Genomic DNA, 15974 nt, shown 5'->3' with positions numbered 1-15974 from the left:
ATGGCTCACCTCGGTACGACTTTTGACCCCGCGGCGGTTCAGTCGGATAGCGGCGGCTTTGAACCTTTGCCGGCCGGCACCTACGACCTTCACGTGATCGACAGTGAGATGAAGCAGACCCAGACCGGTGGCGACATGCTGGTCCTCACCTGCGAGGTCATCACGGGTCCGTTGACCGGACGGCAGGTCCGTCTTCGGCTCAACATCCGAAACGACAACACCCAGACCCAGGAGATCGCGCATCGTGAATTGGGCAAGCTCTGCACGGCCACGGGCACGGGTGCGATCTCTGACTCGGTCGACCTGCACTTTAAACCGTTCCGTGCCGACGTGATCATCACCCCGGCCCGCAACGGCTACGGGCCCGGGAACGACCTCCGGAACTGTAAGCCCCCGGGCACGACCGCGGCTCCGGCGCCGACCGTGCGCCCTCAGGCGTCCCGTCCGACCGCCGTGCCGTCGCCCGCGGCGCCTACTGCTCCGTCGCGCCCTGCGCGTCCGTGGGGCAACGGCGGCGGCACCCAGGCCCGCGCAGTCGAGAACGACCCGCCCTTCTAAGGCTGCCGGGCGGCCGGCACCGTCCCTGAGAAGTCGAGCCGGCCGCCCTTCCACCCCGAACACGATTCACATCGCGCGAGGTCCGCGTCCGATGGACGATACCGCTTTGCCTGACAAGGGCGCCCCCTGATGGTGGCGATCCCTCAACCTCTCCCTTCGACCATCACCGCGATCGACGCCGCTTTCGTCCGTGCCGCTCGCAAGGGCGACAGCCTGGGCGTGTCGATCTCGCAGGTGATCAACCCCTGTGATCGCGCCCTGTGGTTCGCGTTCCGCTGGGCCGCCGCGCCGGAACCTGCTGAGGGCCGCCGGCAGCGGATCTTTCAGACCGGCGAGATCTACGAGACCCGGCTTCTCGACATGCTGGAGATGATCGGCGCCCGCGTTGAGCGCGTCGATCCGGCCACCGGCAAGCAGTACCGGGTCGAGCTGGCCCACGGGCAGCTGCGCGGCAAGCTCGACGCCATCGCTGTCGGTCTGCCGGAGGCACCGGACGAGACGCACGCGGTCGAGTGCAAGTCGGCCAACGACAAGAACTTCAAGGCGATCACCAAGGGCAAGATCCGGGACACCAAGCCCGAGCACTTCGCCCAGACCCAGCTGTATTTGCACGCGCTCGGCCTGCGGCACGGCCTCTACATGGTCGCGAACAAGAACGACGACGCGATCCACGTCGAGCGCGTGGCCTACGACCCGGCCTTCTGCGTCGGCATCATCGCCCGGATCGAGCGGATCGTGGATCTCGACGCGCCCCCGGCTCGGCTTCACGAGAACCCGGACAGCAAGGGGGCGATCGAGTGCCGCTGGTGCCCGGCGCGGGCGATCTGCCACGAGGGTGCGCCTGCACGACGCAACTGCCGCACGTGTCTGCACAGCGTCCTCAACGATGGCGCACGGTGGACCTGCACCCGCCACGCCCAGGTGCGCGGCTACGACGACCAGCAGGCCGGCTGCCCGAGCCACCGCTACCTGCCGGGCTTCGTGCCCGGCGAGCAGGTCGACGCGGACCCTGAGGCCGAGACCGTCACCTATGCGATGCCGGACGGCGCCCTCTGGATCGACGGGGGCGCGGCATGATCGCGCTGCGCGACTATCAGCGCGAAGCCATCGACACGGTCTTGGCGTCCTGGGCCGACGAGGGCTCGACGCCGCTCCATCCTCTGATCGAGGCCGCCACGGGGACTGGCAAATCGGTGATGATCGCGGCGCTGATCCGCGAGGTGCTGACGACCTGGGCCGACCTCAACCTGCGCGTGCTCGTGCTGACCCACGTGAAGGAGCTGGTCGAGCAGAACGCCAAGGAGTTGCTGGGGATATGGCCGGCGGCGCCGGTCGGCATCAACGCGGCCGGGCTCGGGCGCCGGGACTGGCACAATCAAATCGTCTTCGCCTCGATCCAGTCGGTCCACCGGCACGCGCAGCGGCTCGGTCGCCGCGACCTTGTGATCATCGACGAGGCGCATCTCGTGCCGCGGTCCGGCGAGGGCATGTATCGGGCCTTGCTCGATGACCTCGGGGCGATGGCGGACGTGCGCGTGGCCGGGTTCACGGCGACGCCGTATCGGCTCGACAGCGGGCGGCTCGACGAGGGCGACGGACGGCTGTTCTCGCGGGTGGTCTACGCCTACGGGATCGGACGCGGCATCGCGGACGGGCACCTCGCCCCGTTGGTCAGCCGAGCCACCCAGACTGTGCTCGACGTCTCCGGCGTGGATCGCCGCGGCGGTGAGTTCGTCGCGGGCAGCCTGGAGGCGGCGGTCGACCGCGATGACGTGACCGAGTCCGCGGTCGAGGAACTGGTCCGGCTCGGCGCGGATCGCCGGTCCTGGCTGTTGTTCGGCTCCGGCGTCCGACACGCCCGGAACCTGCGCGACGCGGTCCGGCGGTACGGGATCCCGTGCGAGATGGTGTCGGGCGAGACGCCGGTCGGGGAGCGCGATCGGATCGTGGCGGACTTTCGCGAGGGGCGCCTGCGGTGCCTCACGAACTGCTCGGTGCTGACCACGGGCTTCAACGCCCGCGGCGTCGATCTGATCGGCATGCTCCGTCCGACCCTGAGCCCGGGGCTGTACACCCAGATCGTCGGGCGGGGCACCCGCACGGCCGCGGGCAAGAGCGACTGCCTCGTGCTGGATTACGCCGGCAACGTCCGCCGTCACGGACCGGTCGACGCCCTTGTGATCCCGTGTCGAAAGCCGGGGCTGCGCGGCGCGCGCGGTGCCGCCGAAACCGATCAGGTCCGGGCGAAGACTTGCCCGATCTGCCAGACCCTCGTCGCCCTGGCGGCCGAGAGTTGCGATCGGTGCGGGCACGAATGGATCGTCGAGGCGAAGCACGACGCGCGCGCCGATACGCACCACGACATCATCTCGGGCGGCGCGGTCCCTGAGCCGGTGTGGCTCGACGTGACCGAGGTGACCTACCGCCGGCACAAGAAGGATGGCGCGCCCGACTCCCTGCGGGTCGAGTTCCGATGCGGGATCACGGTGCATCGCACCTGGGTGCATCTGGAACGCAGCGGACCGATGCTCGGACAGGCCGTGCGGTGGTGGCGCCGCATGGGTGGGGGCGATGACCCGCCCGCGTCGGTGACGGAGGCCCTAGAGCGGGCCGACACGGATCTCGTCTGGCCGCACGCGATCCAGCTGCGCAAGCGCGACCAGTACTTCGATGTCGTCGACTACCGGTTCGCCGCGGACGGGGAGTGGTCCCCGCACGCCATTCGACATGCCGAAGCTGCTTAGGGGGTGTCGAATGCGCCCCTTCAACGACCCCGAACAATGCTTCGTCTGTCGCCGCCGAGCCTGTGGGCTCGGGGTCGGTCAGGGCCGCCGCATCGGCTGGACCTGCCAGATCTGCGCAGACGAGGGCCTCGGAAAGAAGGCTATCAAAATGAGCGACTTCGACTTCGACGTCTACGAGCAGGCCGCCCTCGTGTTGGCCGGCAACGCGGCGGGGGCGTATCTCGACCGGTTGGGCCGGACCGATCTCGCGGCGCTCCACCCGGGTGAATGGCAGGAGTTCTGCCGCCTCCTCGTCACAGGATTCGGCCACGCGATCCAGGATCAGATCCGGATGTCGCGTCCGGCCATGGGAGGTCGGTGATGGCCAGCTTCGGATTCACGTTCGACCCCGCCAAGATCCTGCCGCGCAGCGGCTACGCGGATCTGCCCGACCTTTCGGCGATCACCCAGATCAAGGCCATGCGGCAGTGGGTCTGTTGGCGCTACGAGGGTCGCGGCGGCGCGAAGCCGACCAAGGTGCCCTACCAGCCGCGCAACGGGTTCAAAGCGTCCGCGTCCAGTCCCGCGCACTGGGGCACCTACGCTGAGGCGGTGGCGCGGGCCCAACGCGGACACACGGATGGCGGGCCGTTCAACGGGGTCGGCTTCTGCCTGTCCGAGAACGACGACCTCACGGGGATCGACCTCGACGGGTGCCGTGATCCGAACACCGGCGACCTGTCCCCGCTGGCGCAGACGCTCGTCGACCTGCGCGAGAGCTACTGTGAGGTCACCCCGTCCGAGACCGGCCTGCGCGTCCTGGCGCTCGGCAAGATCGACAAGGCGCTTAAGCGCGACGGTGTCGGCGTCGAGATGTACGGCCGCGGTCGCTACCTCACGATCACCGGTTGGCACCTGCCGGGCGCGCCCGATCGGATCGGTCCGGCGCCGCGCACCATCGCGCTGCTGCAGACGGCCGTGGCGGAACACGATGCTGAGGTCGCCGCGGCGAAACCTGTTCCCGCAACCGCTGCAGGAAACCACGCCGGGTCCGCCCCGTCGCGCGCGCCCGCGGGTGAGGGCTCGCCGTTCTTCCGGGCCGTCAATTCCGCCGCCCTCGCGGCCCTGCACGAATGGGTCCCGGCCATCTTCGGATCGGCCGCGCGGTTTCAGGCGGGCACCGGCGCGTTCCGGGTGTCGTCGCGGTCGCTCGGACGCGATCTGGAGGAAGATCTGTCGATCGCCCCGAACGGGATCCGGGACTGGGGCGTCGGCGATATGGGTGATCCGCGCGAGGGCGCGCGCACGCCGATCGACCTCGTCCTGGCATTCGGGTTTGAGCAGGACCCGCTTTCGGCCGCCCGCTGGCTGTGCCAGCAGATGGGCCGGGACATCGAAGACCTCGGGTGGAACGACGGCGGCGCGATCGGCGCCGAGATCGCGGCCCGGATCCTGGGCGCGCGCACGGTGGTCGAGACGGCGGACGGGGCCGTGGCGGACCCCGAGACCGGTGAGATCCTGCCGCCGCCGGACGCTACGGCGGGCGAACTGCCCCCGGACCTGATGAACCCGCCGGGACTCCTCGGCGAGTTGACCGACTGGATCTGCGACACGGCGCGGCGGCCCCAGCGCGCCCTCTCGATCGGCGCGGCCCTCACGGTGATCGGTACCCTGGCCGGGCGCCACATCGCCGGGCCGACCGGATCTGGCACGCACCTCTACGTGGTCGGTCTCGCCCCCACCGGCGCGGGCAAGGACCACCCCCTGCAGCAGACCATGGCGGCGCTGTCGACGATCGGTGCGCCGCATCTGATCGGGCCGGGCCAGTTCATCTCGATGCCCTCGGTGATCAACTTCATGGCGCGGGCGCCGCTCAGCGTCTGCCCGTTCGACGAGTTCGGCTCGTTCCTCAAACGGATCAACTCGCGCAAGGCATCAGGCTTCGAGGGTGCGATCTCGGGGATGCTCCGCACGGCCTGGGGCTCGTCGTTCAAGCCGATGCCGACGCCGGAATGGGCCGGACGCACCGCGCAGCTGATCCACGCCCCGGCGCTGTCGATCTTCGGCGTCTCGACCGTCGAGGAGTTCTACGGGGCCCTGGAGGGCGGGGATGCCTCGAACGGCGTCCTGAACCGGTTGCTCGTCGTGGAGACCCGCAAGCGGCCCAAGGATCGATCCCCGACCGTCACGGCGATGCCGGAGCCCCTGGTCGCGGGCCTGAAGGCGATCCTGCACCGCGGAGGCCCGCTCGTGTTCTCGCAGCTTCAGATCCCGAGCCAGACGCCCCCCGTGTATCGGATGGCGTGGGGCCCGGGGGCCGAGGCGGCGTTCGCCGATCTGGTCGAGGAGATCAACGACCTGTGTGACGGGGATGCCCTGGCGCAGGCGTTCTACGCCCGCACGGCCGAGACTGCGATCCGCCTCGCCTCGATTCTGGCGGTGGGCCAGAACCCGATCCGTCCGACCGTGACGCTGGAAGCCTTCCGGTGGGGCCGGGGATTCGCGATGTGGTGCGCCCGGAATCTGCAGCGCGGCGGCACCGAGTACATCGCCGACACCGAGAACCAGACGATCGCCAACGTCGTGCGCCGCGCGATCCGCGAGGCCGGGGGCCGTATGAAGCACCGCGACCTGCTGCGCCGCCTGAACCACCGGGTGAAGAACCGAGACCTCATCGACGTGGTGAAGGCGCTGGCCGAGGCCGAGCATATCCGCGTCGACAAGGTCGTGCCGGAGCGCGGGGGCACGCCGACCGTCTGGTACCAGATCCTGTGACGAAGCCTGGACTAAACCGGGTGTCAGGAAGAGATCCGACAAGCGGCCGGTTGTCATCTGACACCCGGTTTCGGGGCTGCCACTGTCAGGGACAACCGACCCGGTTGGCAGCGCCTTCCTGACACCGCTAAGTCGCTGATACGTATATATTATCTGTGCAGTCGTCAGTTGTCAGTTAGAATGACATAGAAGATTTAAAGGGGAGGAATTCTGGCATTCGGGGCTTAATACGCGCGCGCCTGACAGCCGACCGGTTCGCGCTCGGAAGCGGAGGCACACGATGACCGTGCAGGACTATCTCGATGGCCCGTCCGGACCGTTCGAGGCTTGGGTTTACGAGCACCCTGCGGACACGCTCGTTGCGGTAACGTGCGACGATGGCGATGTCCTGGTGAAGGTTGCGCGCTTCACCTTCGGCGAGCAGGTGGTGTTCGAGACGACCCACCTCGCCCACCGTGAGCCCGTCTTGCCCCCGGGCACGATCGCCGACTGGGCCGCCCTCAACGGCGTCCCGTGTGTGGCCTGTCCGACTGGCGGGGCCTTCGCGCTGATGCCCGAGACGGATGCGCAGCGGCTCGTTGAGAAGATGCGGTGGCGGTGATCGGCGGCAGCTCGCAAGTGGATTGGCATTTGCTCACGATTCGCCTTCCGTAAGGACCGCGTCGATGAACGCCCTGATCCTCTTATCAATCCACGAGGGATCCATATCGGCGAAATCGACAACGGCATGCTCGCCTGTCGCCGGGTCGTGGACCCTTGCTGTGCCACGGTCATAACCCGCTACCGTCATCCGACGGTGCCCAACATGTCGACCGTCGAGCGTGACTTTAAGGATGGCGGTGCTCAGCGTTTCACCCCTGACCGTTCTGACGAGACGGTTGCCGGAAGGTCTAGTCCGGTTAAGTCGTTCGCGCTGCGCGTTCGGTCCATCCCATCTCAGTTCGATTTGTGTGCCCGTCTTGCTTAGTTCGTCGTTGATCGCCCTAACGACGGAACCGAGGTCACGGCCGATGTCTCCCCAACGAGGACCTGCCGCCTCTTTCTGGGCGGCTACGGCCTGGGCTGAAACAGCTCGTGCCGAAGCTTCGGCATCATGCTTAGCTTTGAACGCCAAGGCCTTCTTGGCCAGCGCAGAGCGGGGCGTATCACTGGCCATTACCGGGCCTCCCGTTACCAAGGGTTGCTGACCTAAGCTCAGATGCCTTTTCGGCAAGCTTGTGCAGTTCCACGAGTTCTCTGGCCAGCACACGTGGGACGGAATCCCACAAAGCCCTGGACCCGGATTTGGTCGGTCCGGTATAAGGATCCGGCGTATCCCCGATCGTGACCGCGGCGACCCTGAGAGGCCGCCGAGGATGACCAACAAGCAACGCCGTTCCCTGCGCCGAGAGCGGGAGCGCGAGCGCCGTCGCCATCGTGCGATCCGGCAGACCGTGGCCGTGCACATGAATTCCGTCCGCTCGGGCGCCTACGCCGGGGCTCGCGAGGAGCAGGACCGGTTCGTCGTGGACCTGTCGAGGACGTGGTACGTCGTGCGGACGCTGCCTCGGTGGGCCACGCGGGCGGCCGAGCAGATCCGCGAGAGCGGCACGCCGGTCTTCGAGGCCCGCGAGGCCATCCGGCTGGTCAGCGACATCGGCAAGCAGCGCCTCGCCCTGATCCCGATCCTGCGCCGGATGATCTTCGTCGGCGTGACCGATTGGCGGGAGTTGCGCCACGTGGAGAGCCATCCCGGGATTCGGGACGACCTCACGGGGTTCGGGCGGTCCGGCGTGGTGCAGATGCCCGGCGGCGGCCCGATGGTGATCGATCCCCGGGAGCTGCAGAACTTCGCCGACGCCATCACTGGATGGGGCGGTGATGTGGAGCGCGCCCGCAAGCTCTTGTTCGATGTCGGCGACCTCGTCCGCGTCGTGGATGGCCCGTTCGAGGGATATTCCGGCACCGTCGAGGCTACGGATTCAGAGGAATCACGCGTGAAAGTCGGGATCGATATCTTCGGTCGGACGACCAACGCAGAATTTGACGCGGACCAGCTCGAAAAAGTTTGACACAGCCGGATCGGGCCGTGTATTGGCCATTCTTGACGTTGGTGCCACCAGCCCACCGTCACTGGCTCGGTTCTCCCTTGGACTACCGCTCCGCGGAGCGAATGCGCCATAACCGAGGCGAAGCTTCGTCCGGGTCTTTCAAAGGACCCCAGCGAGGCGACGGGCTTATTGCGTCCGAAATCCTGAGACCATTTTAGCCCCGCCTTTTCGGTCTCGTTTTCCCCTTCGTCCGTGGTTCTCCCTTCTCGCTACCTGCCCCGGGCGCCTCACCGCGTTCCGGGGCATTTTGTTGTGGGCCATTGTCTGCGGCGTGGAGCAGCTCGGTCAGCTCGTCAGGCTCATAACCTGAAGGTCGCCGGTTCAAATCCGGCCGCCGCACCCAGTCCATTTGAGGCCCTCGCGATGTCAGACGAAGCCGATCGCCAAGACCTGCGCCGCTTCGCCATCGAGACCGCGACGAGCACCGTGCTGTGCGAAGATCTCGAAGGCTTCACCCAGGTGGTGATGGCCGCCGCGATCATCGAGAATTATGTCCTCCACGGCATCGCAGGCTTCAAGGCCGCCGACGAGGACGCAACCGAGTCGTATTCGGGACGCCACTGACCGGTGCCCGCGTCGGAACCTGCGCTCAGCGCCTTTCGACCGCGGCACCCCCGGAGCGCACCCCTCGACGTGGTGCTGTCCGAAGACTTCGATGACCTGATGCCGACCGAGATCGATCAGGCATGGATCCGCCCGGCTCTCGACTGCACACCCCCGCCCTGGACCGGACAGGTCCGCGATGCGGCCGATCGCGTGAGACCCGACTGATGGATCGCACCGAAGCCGGGATCATCTGGCTCTGGCTGCCCGCCCACTTCACCCTCGCGTGGCTCGTTGCCGGCCTGGATCTCTTCGTCGGAGCCCCGCGATGAGCCTCGTCACGATCCTTCTGGTCGTCCTTATCGTCCTCGCCCTCGGCGGTGGCGTGTATGGCGGACCGAACTTCGGCGGGTATGGCAGCGGCTACGGCTTCGGCCTGGGCGGCGTGCTCGTCCTGGTGCTGATCATCCTCCTGATCACTGGCCGATTGTGATGGCCCGCCCGATCCAGATGACCCTGCGTCCCGGCTCTCAGCCGACCGCGCAGACTGATCGTCAGCACCTCGCCCGCTTGGCCCAGGCCGATCGCTGGGCGGTGCTGCATCAACCCGAATCCCCCGTCGCTCAGACCGTGCCCTTGTGGCGGGTTCGCGCGGCTGCCGGCCTGCGTGGCCGCTGAGCCATGTTCGATCACCTCGTCGCCGAGCTGCGCGCCGAGCTGAAGGAGCTGCGCACTGCGCTCCATCGCCGGCACGACCGCTTCACCGATCAGATCCACGAAATCTACATCCACCTGCACCGCCAGGAGTCCCGCATGTCCGCCGCCTCTGACGCCCTGATGAAGGCCCTCACCGATCTGTCCGCGAAGCTCGCCCCGGCGATCTCGGACATCAAGGCGCAGAACGCCGCCGCCGTGGCCGCTCAGGCCGCGCAGGACGATGTCGCGTTCAAGCAGGCCACCGACACCGTGAACGCCATGCTGGATCAGCTCGTCCCGCACACCGACGCGGTGGTGCAGCTCGCTGGCGCCGTGGCGGATGGCTCGGGCACCGCGAAGCCAGTCGCGACCCCGGTTGCCGATGTGGCCGATCCCGTTCCCGCCGCGCCCAGCACCTCTGCCGAGGCTGCCGCGGCTGCCCCTGCCTCATCCAGCGACAGCCCCGCCTCGAACGAGGTGACGGGCGATCACGCTGACGCCGATCACTGATCCGGAGATCACCATGTCCGAAGACCTGAAGCCCGCCGGCACCGGCGCCGTGGACAGCCCGCTCCACCCGGCCGCCCCGCACAACGTGTCCGAAACGGCGACCAGCGACCCGACCGGCCGTCTGGCTGGAGGCGTTGCTCCCGCGGTGAACATGCCTGATGGCGCCATGTCGACGGCGGCCCCGGGCGAGGCTCCCGAGCCGCTCCTGCAGGCTGAGGCCGGCCATCCGATCGTCGAGGACGATGCGGCCGAGCACCCGCCCGTGGACGAGCGCAAGGCGGACTGACCGCTGAACTTATTCAGCCTTAATAAGGACGACGATCATGGCCGGCGGCGGTAGGCGTCCGGGCGCTGGCCGCAAGCCGGGCTCTGCCACAACGAAGACCCGCGAGATCGCGGAGCGCGCCATCGCCGAGGGGATCACGCCCTTGGAGGTGATGCTCACCGCGATGCGTCATCACGCGGATGCGTCCCGGTGGGACGAGGCGGCTGGCGTCGCCAAGGACTGCGCCCCGTACATCCACCCCCGTCTCGCGGCCGTGGAGCACAAGGGGCCGGACGATGGTCCGATCCGCATCTCGATCAACGGGACGGACGCGGACCTCTAAGCGGATCGCCATGATACGGTGGCGGTCTGTTCCTGCACGATCCGGTAGAGCGACGCCCGGCTGATCTTCAGCTCTTTCATCACCTGAGCCTTCGGCATCCCGGTCGCCAGGAGCTGCATCACCCGCTCGCTCTGGCGCCGCGCAGTCGGCACCCGGCCCTTGAATTTCTTGGCGTCACGCGCGGCAGCGATGCCGATCTGCTGGCGCTCCAGCATCATCTCCCGCTCGAACTGAGCGATGGCGCCCACGACGTTCAGCATCAGCTTCCCGGTGGCTGTCGTCGAATCGATGCCCATCGCGACGATCCGAATCCCGACCCCCTTGGCCTCCAGCGCCTCGATGATCCGGCACAGGTGCGGGACCGAGCGCGCGAGCCGGTCGAGCTTGGTCACCACGAGCACATCGCCCTTGCGTGCGAACCGGATCGCCTCGTCGAGCTTCTCGCGCTGATCCACCGACGACACCTGCTCGGTGAAGATCTCGTCGCAGCCGAGGGCCTTCAGTTCCTCGATCTGCCCATTCAGCCCGGCCTTCTGCTCCTGCGTGCTCGTGCGCGCGTACCCGATCAGCATCGTCGTTCTCCGTCTCTGTGAGACGACTATGTGAGACGACCGATTCGCCGGTCAAGAGACTCTACGTGTGAGACGCTTTCAAGCGCTCCGTAGCGGTCACGCATCCCCAGGGTCGTGTGAGACGGCCGATCGCCCTGAGCCGATCCGGTGATCCAGCCGACTTTCGCACTCACCGAGAAGCAGACCGAGGCCAACGCCATCCTGGCCAGCCCCGCCCGGCACATCCTGCTGCGCGGTGGGTCGCGGTCTGGCAAGACGTTCCTCATTTGCCGTGCCCTGCTCATCCGGGCGCTGAAGGCTAAGGGATCGACCCACGCGGTCCTGCGCCAGCACTTCAATCACCTGAAGTTCTCGGTGATCTTCGACACGATGCCCAAGGTGGCGCGGCTCTGCTATCCGGGCCTCGATCTGCACCTGGACAAGACGGACTGGTTCCACGAGCTGCCCAATGGCTCGCGGATCATCTACGGCGGCCTCGACGATAAGGAACGCGCCGACAAGATCCTGGGCCAGGAGCACTCATCGATCTTCCTCAACGAGGCGAGCCAGATCAGCTACGGCGCCCGCAACAAGGCGGTCACCCGTCTGGCTCAGACGTCCGGCCTCGCCCTCAAAGAGTACGTGGACTGCAACCCGCCCTCCGTGAGCCATTGGACGTACCGGCTCTGGTACCAGAAGGTCGAGCCGAACGGCGGTGAAGAGCTTGCGGATCCGGAAGCCTACGCCTCGATCCAGATGAACCCGGCGGACAACCTCGCCAACCTGCCGGATACCTACCTCACGCAGCTGCAGTCCCTGCCCGAGAAGGATCGGAAGCGCTTCCTTCACGGCGAGTTCCTCGCGCAGGTCGACAACGCGCTTTGGTCTCTCGACATCCTCGACCGGAAGCGGGAACGGCGCTGGGGCAGCGAATCCGAGCGGCAGGCGCTCATCGAGCGGATGCAGCGGATCGTCGTAGCGATCGACCCTTCGGGGTGTGCGGGCGTCGAGGATCAGCGGTCGGACGAGATCGGTCTCGTGGTCTGCGGGGTCGACTTCGCCGGCCAGGGTTACATCCTGGAGGATCTCAGCGGCCGGTACTCGCCCGAGGGCTGGGCCCGCGTCGCCATCAGCGCCTTCGAGAGCTGGCGCGCCGACACGATCATCGCCGAACGCAACTTCGGCGGCGCGATGGTCGAGAGCACGATCCGCACCGCATCGCAGTATGCGCCGGTGAAACTCGTCACGGCGAGCCGAGGAAAGAAGGTCCGGGCCGAGCCCGTGGCCGCGCTCTACGAACAGGGGAAGATCACCCACGTCGGGGCCTTCCCTGAGATCGAAGAGCAGTACCTGAACTTCTCCACCGCCGGCTATCAGGGCGGCCGTTCGCCTGACCGGGCAGACGCGGCTGTCTGGGGCCTCACCGAGCTGATCGTCGAGCAGGTCTCGCTGATCGAACTCTACTCAAGGCTCGCGGGCTGACAGCATGGCCGACACATCCGCGCCCGCGCGGGCCCGGATTCGCGTGCCTGCAGGCTCGCAGCCGTCGACCTACACCGCGGACACCTACCAGAACGTCGTGGCCCGTCTGGGCATCGGCACCGGAAACCTCCAGAGCGCCTCGACCTACGGCTACAACCCGATCTCCCGCAACCGCATGTTGCTGGACTTCATGTATCGGGGCAGCTGGATCGTCGGCAAAGTCGTCGATGTTGTCGCCGAGGACATGACCCGGGCCGGGGTGAAGATCACCTCGACTCTCGACCCGGCCGATATCGCCGCGATCCACGACGGCGCTCGCAACTGGGGCGTCTGGGACGGTATCGCGGACGGCATCAAGTGGTCGCGGCTCTACGGCGGCGCGATCCTCGTCATCCTGATCGATGGCCAGGACCCCGCGACGCCCCTGAACACCAGCACGGTGGGTCGCGGCCAGTTCCGAGGCCTACTGCCCCTGGATCGCTGGATGATCCAGCCGTCATTCACCGAGACGGTGCGCGATCTCGGGCCTGATCTCGGTAAGCCTGTCTTCTACGACGTGACCGCCTCCGCTCCGGCCTTCCAGGGCGAGCGCGTCCACTACAGCCGTGTGATCCGCCTGGAAGGGATCAAGCTGCCGTACTGGCAGAGCCAGACCGAGCAATTCTGGGGCATGTCGGTGATCGAGCGGCTCTACGACCGCCTCGTCGCCTTCGACAGCACCACGGCCGGCGCGGCGCAGTTGGTCTTCAAGGCTTATCTTCGCACTTACAAGGTCGAGGGCCTGCGCCAGATCCTGGGCGGTCCCGAAGCCGCGCAGAAGGGCCTGATGGCCCAGCTGGATGCCATCCGCGCCTATCAGTCCACCGAGGGTCTCACCCTCATGGACGCGAAGGACGAGATGACGGCGCTGACCTACTCGTTCGGCGGTCTGTCGGACGTGCTGGCGCGCTTCGAGGAACAGATTGCGGGCGCGGCCGACATCCCGTTGGTTCGCATGTTTGGCCAATCGCCTGCTGGCTTCTCGACCGGCGAGGCCGACCTTCGCACCCACTACGACGGCATCAATGCCCAACAGAACGCCCGCCTGCGCCCCGGCGTGAAGCGGGTCTACGAGCTTCTGTGCCGGTCCGAGCTGGGTATCGAGCCCCCGGACGGCTACGCCATCGCGTTCGAGCCTCTCTGGCAGTTGTCGGCGACCGAGCGCGCCACGATCGCCAAGACCAACACCGATACGATCCTCGCGGCCGAGGTGCAGGGCACGATCTCGCACGCGGTCGCGCTGAAGGAACTGAAGGGCCAGTCTGAGGAGACGGGCATCTTCACCAACATCACCGACGCGGACATCGCCGAGGCCGAAGCCGAGCCGCCCGCGCCTGACGAGACCGCCGTGAATCCGCCGGGGCCCGACGAGATCGATGCTGACGCCCCAGCCAGTCCCGTCGCGCCCGTACCGCCTGTCGACGGCTCACGCCTGCCCGGCCTGTCTCCGGCCGCGTAGCCTGACCGCCGACGAGGCGCGGCCCATCGGAGCCCGGTCCGCGTTCATCCGCGCGCAGAAGGTCGAGCGCACCTACGTCACCCAGCTTCGGAAGATCGCGCGCCACGTCGGCGACATCGTCCGGGGCTTCGATGTCCAGGATCTGCCCGGCGCCCAGCGCGTGCAAGCCCTCCTGGACCGCTATGCCACGACGCTCGGCCCTTGGGCTGAGGCCGTGGGTAGCCGGATGGTCACCGAGGTCGCGGCCCGGGACGAAAGGGCTTGGTTTCGGGTCGCTCAGATGATGGGCACCGGCCTGAAGCGGGAGATCACCCAGGCGCCGACCGGCACGGTGATGCGCGCCCGCATGGCCGAGCAGGTCACGCTGATCACCAGCCTGCCGACCGAAGCCGGCCAGCGGGTCCACGATCTCACGATCGCCGGGATCAGCGAGGGCCGCCGCGCCGCCGACATCGCGGCCGAGATTCAGCGGACCGGCGAGGTCACCGAGAGCAGGGCGATGCTGATCGCCCGGACCGAGGTCTCGCGGACCGCGACCGAACTGACCAAGGCCCGCGCCGAGCACATCGGCTCGACGCACTTCATCTGGCGGACGGCCGGGGATTCCGATGTTCGGGCTACCCACAAGGCCCTGAACGGCCAGTCGTTCCGATGGGACGAACCACCGGAATGCGATCCCGGTCACCACGCCCTACCCGGCGGTATCTTCAACTGCAGGTGCTATCCTGAGCCGGTGATCCCGAATCTCTGAGACGACGACGGCCCGTCCGTTTAGCCCGACCCCGCGTGCTGGGCGGCTCCTACCCGTAAGGATGGAGCGAGGCGGGCCGTCGTCTACCTAAGAATCTGGGGCATTTAACGCCCCCACTGGCCCCAGAGATCTGACATCTTCGATTCGAGGTTCTTGTAGATCCCTTTGTTGCCCTCGTGCAGGACCAGGACGAGCACCAACGAAGCGACCAGGAAGGTGCCCAAGATCCACTTCATGGTGCGCCCGACACTGTCTGCGCTCTTGTTATCGTTATCGGCCATCGCGTCCTCCTAACCGCCAAATGGGGGCAGGAGGGTCGCGCGGAAGGGGTCATGCCACCCGGGTCGCAAAGAATCTTGGCCTTAGCCAGCTACGCTGGATGCTGCGCCATGAAGAACGTGATCGACTCGATCATCAACTGCACCTGTGGCGCCGCGTACTTCTCGTACTCGCCATGCGCCGCTGCGTTCCGCAGGCCGAGCCAGTGCGTGATCTGTTTCTGTTCGACGCTCGTGATGGCGCCGTCCTTCGCGAGGTCCTGATTTAGCAGCTCAGCCTTTTTCCACTTTACGCCGTCCGGCTGTTTCGTCGGGATCGAGCGCAAATTGCAGAGCGCGCGCAAGTGCTGCTCAACCACTGTCCCAGCGATCACGGCCGCCGCATCCTTGTAACCCTCATTGAGCAGGTGTTCCGACATCGAAAGGAAGTCCGTGAACGTGTCCGCCCGAATCAAGCTTTCGATGCGGGTGAGCTGATCCGCTGCAATCGCATCGCGCAGCGATTTCACGAGCCCGGTCAGCGGCTGGATGACGGCGCCAACGAACATTTTTGTATCTTGGTCCCGAAGTCGATCGGCCTTGACCCGAAAAGAGCTGCTCGACGGCGCGAAGCGGTCAACGATATTAAACAATTTCTCGATCATGCGGACCGTATTGGCAGATCCGACCGACTTCAATGCCGGTAGATTTGCAACGTCTTGGATCGCCTGATCCATCTCTTTAAGTATTTGTTCTTTCGTCATCTGCGTCCTCGGCTGTCACTGTGAAGCATAGCAACAGGCCCTGATCTCGCAACCTGTGGTGGGTCCGCCATCCCCACACCGACCCCTGATCTGTGAGGAGGCGCCCATGAGCGTTCTCGGCGTCGTCGGGGTCGTCCTCGGCACCCTCTTTGTCCTCGGCAGCCTCGC

The 15974-nt window shown here is 66.9% G+C and carries 19 protein-coding genes and 1 tRNA gene; 16 read left to right on the top strand and 4 right to left on the bottom strand.

The genetic code is table 11. The features are described 5' to 3' along the window. From ABIC30_RS03170 to ABIC30_RS03145, 6 genes are all read left to right on the top strand, one after another. Window positions 1-558, top strand: coding sequence for a DUF669 domain-containing protein (locus ABIC30_RS03170; protein WP_354454013.1), 558 nt, complete (start codon window positions 1-3; stop codon window positions 556-558). A gap of 129 nt (window positions 559-687) precedes the next feature. Next, on the top strand, window positions 688-1635 hold the full coding sequence (locus ABIC30_RS03165) for a PD-(D/E)XK nuclease family protein (RefSeq protein WP_354454011.1): 948 nt from the start codon (window positions 688-690) through the stop codon (window positions 1633-1635). After that, window positions 1632-3302: a DEAD/DEAH box helicase gene (locus ABIC30_RS03160; RefSeq protein ID WP_354454009.1), complete on the top strand. Its 1671-nt coding sequence runs from the start codon at window positions 1632-1634 to the stop codon at window positions 3300-3302. Before ABIC30_RS03165 ends, ABIC30_RS03160 begins: the two co-directional genes overlap by 4 nt. A gap of 148 nt (window positions 3303-3450) precedes the next feature. After that, window positions 3451-3663, top strand: a complete 213-nt coding sequence (locus ABIC30_RS03155; protein WP_354454007.1) for a DUF6511 domain-containing protein — start codon at window positions 3451-3453, stop codon at window positions 3661-3663. Further along, complete coding sequence (locus ABIC30_RS03150; protein ID WP_354454005.1) at window positions 3663-6056, top strand: hypothetical protein; 2394 nt, start codon at window positions 3663-3665, stop codon at window positions 6054-6056. Before ABIC30_RS03155 ends, ABIC30_RS03150 begins: the two co-directional genes overlap by 1 nt. 280 nt (window positions 6057-6336) lie before the next feature. Continuing rightward, window positions 6337-6657, top strand: coding sequence for a hypothetical protein (locus ABIC30_RS03145; protein WP_354454003.1), 321 nt, complete (start codon window positions 6337-6339; stop codon window positions 6655-6657). A 33-nt stretch (window positions 6658-6690) separates the two neighbouring features. Here ABIC30_RS03145 and ABIC30_RS03140 read toward each other — a convergent pair whose 3' ends face one another. Then, window positions 6691-7212 (bottom strand): hypothetical protein, encoded by a 522-nt coding sequence (locus ABIC30_RS03140; RefSeq protein ID WP_354454001.1) that lies wholly within the window; start codon window positions 7210-7212, stop codon window positions 6691-6693. A gap of 61 nt (window positions 7213-7273) precedes the next feature. On the opposite strand from ABIC30_RS03140, the gene nusG reads away from it, so the two are divergent. From nusG to ABIC30_RS03105, 7 genes are all read left to right on the top strand, one after another. After that, window positions 7274-8107: a transcription termination/antitermination protein NusG gene (gene nusG, locus ABIC30_RS03135; RefSeq protein WP_354453999.1), complete on the top strand. Its 834-nt coding sequence runs from the start codon at window positions 7274-7276 to the stop codon at window positions 8105-8107. A 304-nt stretch (window positions 8108-8411) separates the two neighbouring features. After that, a tRNA-Met gene (locus ABIC30_RS03130) sits at window positions 8412-8489 on the top strand. A gap of 20 nt (window positions 8490-8509) precedes the next feature. After that, window positions 8510-8710: a hypothetical protein gene (locus ABIC30_RS03125; RefSeq protein WP_354453997.1), complete on the top strand. Its 201-nt coding sequence runs from the start codon at window positions 8510-8512 to the stop codon at window positions 8708-8710. Between the two features lie 307 nt (window positions 8711-9017). Beyond that, window positions 9018-9182, top strand: a complete 165-nt coding sequence (locus ABIC30_RS03120) for a DUF3309 domain-containing protein (RefSeq protein ID WP_354453995.1) — start codon at window positions 9018-9020, stop codon at window positions 9180-9182. Window positions 9183-9370: 188 nt separating this feature from the next. Continuing rightward, a complete protein-coding gene (locus ABIC30_RS03115) occupies window positions 9371-9895 on the top strand; it encodes a hypothetical protein (protein WP_354453993.1) in 525 nt (174 codons plus the stop codon). A 13-nt stretch (window positions 9896-9908) separates the two neighbouring features. Further along, window positions 9909-10181 carry a hypothetical protein gene (locus tag ABIC30_RS03110; RefSeq protein WP_354453991.1) on the top strand — a complete coding sequence of 91 codons (273 nt, stop codon included), beginning with the start codon at window positions 9909-9911 and terminating at the stop codon, window positions 10179-10181. Between the two features lie 37 nt (window positions 10182-10218). Beyond that, the gene (locus ABIC30_RS03105) at window positions 10219-10503 is read left to right on the top strand and encodes a hypothetical protein (protein WP_354453989.1); all 285 of its coding nucleotides are present in this window, start codon (window positions 10219-10221) and stop codon (window positions 10501-10503) included. Here the strand turns inward: ABIC30_RS03105 and ABIC30_RS03100 are convergent. Continuing rightward, window positions 10500-11075 (bottom strand): recombinase family protein, encoded by a 576-nt coding sequence (locus ABIC30_RS03100; protein ID WP_354453987.1) that lies wholly within the window; start codon window positions 11073-11075, stop codon window positions 10500-10502. The two genes, ABIC30_RS03105 and ABIC30_RS03100, sit on opposite strands and share 4 nt — an antisense overlap. Window positions 11076-11222: 147 nt before the next feature. Between ABIC30_RS03100 and ABIC30_RS03095 the strand changes: the two genes are divergently transcribed. From ABIC30_RS03095 to ABIC30_RS03085, 3 genes are read left to right on the top strand one after another with little or no spacing between them, the layout of a single operon-like run. Continuing rightward, window positions 11223-12536 (top strand): phage terminase large subunit, encoded by a 1314-nt coding sequence (locus ABIC30_RS03095; RefSeq protein WP_354453985.1) that lies wholly within the window; start codon window positions 11223-11225, stop codon window positions 12534-12536. A gap of 4 nt (window positions 12537-12540) precedes the next feature. Further along, window positions 12541-14034, top strand: coding sequence for a DUF1073 domain-containing protein (locus tag ABIC30_RS03090; protein WP_354453983.1), 1494 nt, complete (start codon window positions 12541-12543; stop codon window positions 14032-14034). Continuing rightward, window positions 13952-14785, top strand: coding sequence for a phage head morphogenesis protein (locus ABIC30_RS03085; protein ID WP_354453981.1), 834 nt, complete (start codon window positions 13952-13954; stop codon window positions 14783-14785). Before ABIC30_RS03090 ends, ABIC30_RS03085 begins: the two co-directional genes overlap by 83 nt. 104 nt (window positions 14786-14889) lie before the next feature. Here the strand turns inward: ABIC30_RS03085 and ABIC30_RS03080 are convergent, their stop codons facing one another. Together ABIC30_RS03080 and ABIC30_RS03075 are read right to left on the bottom strand one after the other, a co-directional pair. After that, on the bottom strand, window positions 14890-15066 hold the full coding sequence (locus ABIC30_RS03080) for a hypothetical protein (RefSeq protein WP_354453979.1): 177 nt from the start codon (window positions 15064-15066) through the stop codon (window positions 14890-14892). A gap of 89 nt (window positions 15067-15155) precedes the next feature. Then, window positions 15156-15806 (bottom strand): hypothetical protein, encoded by a 651-nt coding sequence (locus ABIC30_RS03075; protein WP_354453977.1) that lies wholly within the window; start codon window positions 15804-15806, stop codon window positions 15156-15158. Between the last annotated feature and the right edge of the window lie 168 nt (window positions 15807-15974).

This window comes from Methylobacterium sp. 1030 (genome assembly GCF_040544715.1).
GTDB lineage: Bacteria > Pseudomonadota > Alphaproteobacteria > Rhizobiales > Beijerinckiaceae > Methylobacterium.
The sequence above is the reverse complement of the archived record's forward strand: the minus strand, read 5'-3'. Positions and strand labels throughout refer to the sequence as shown.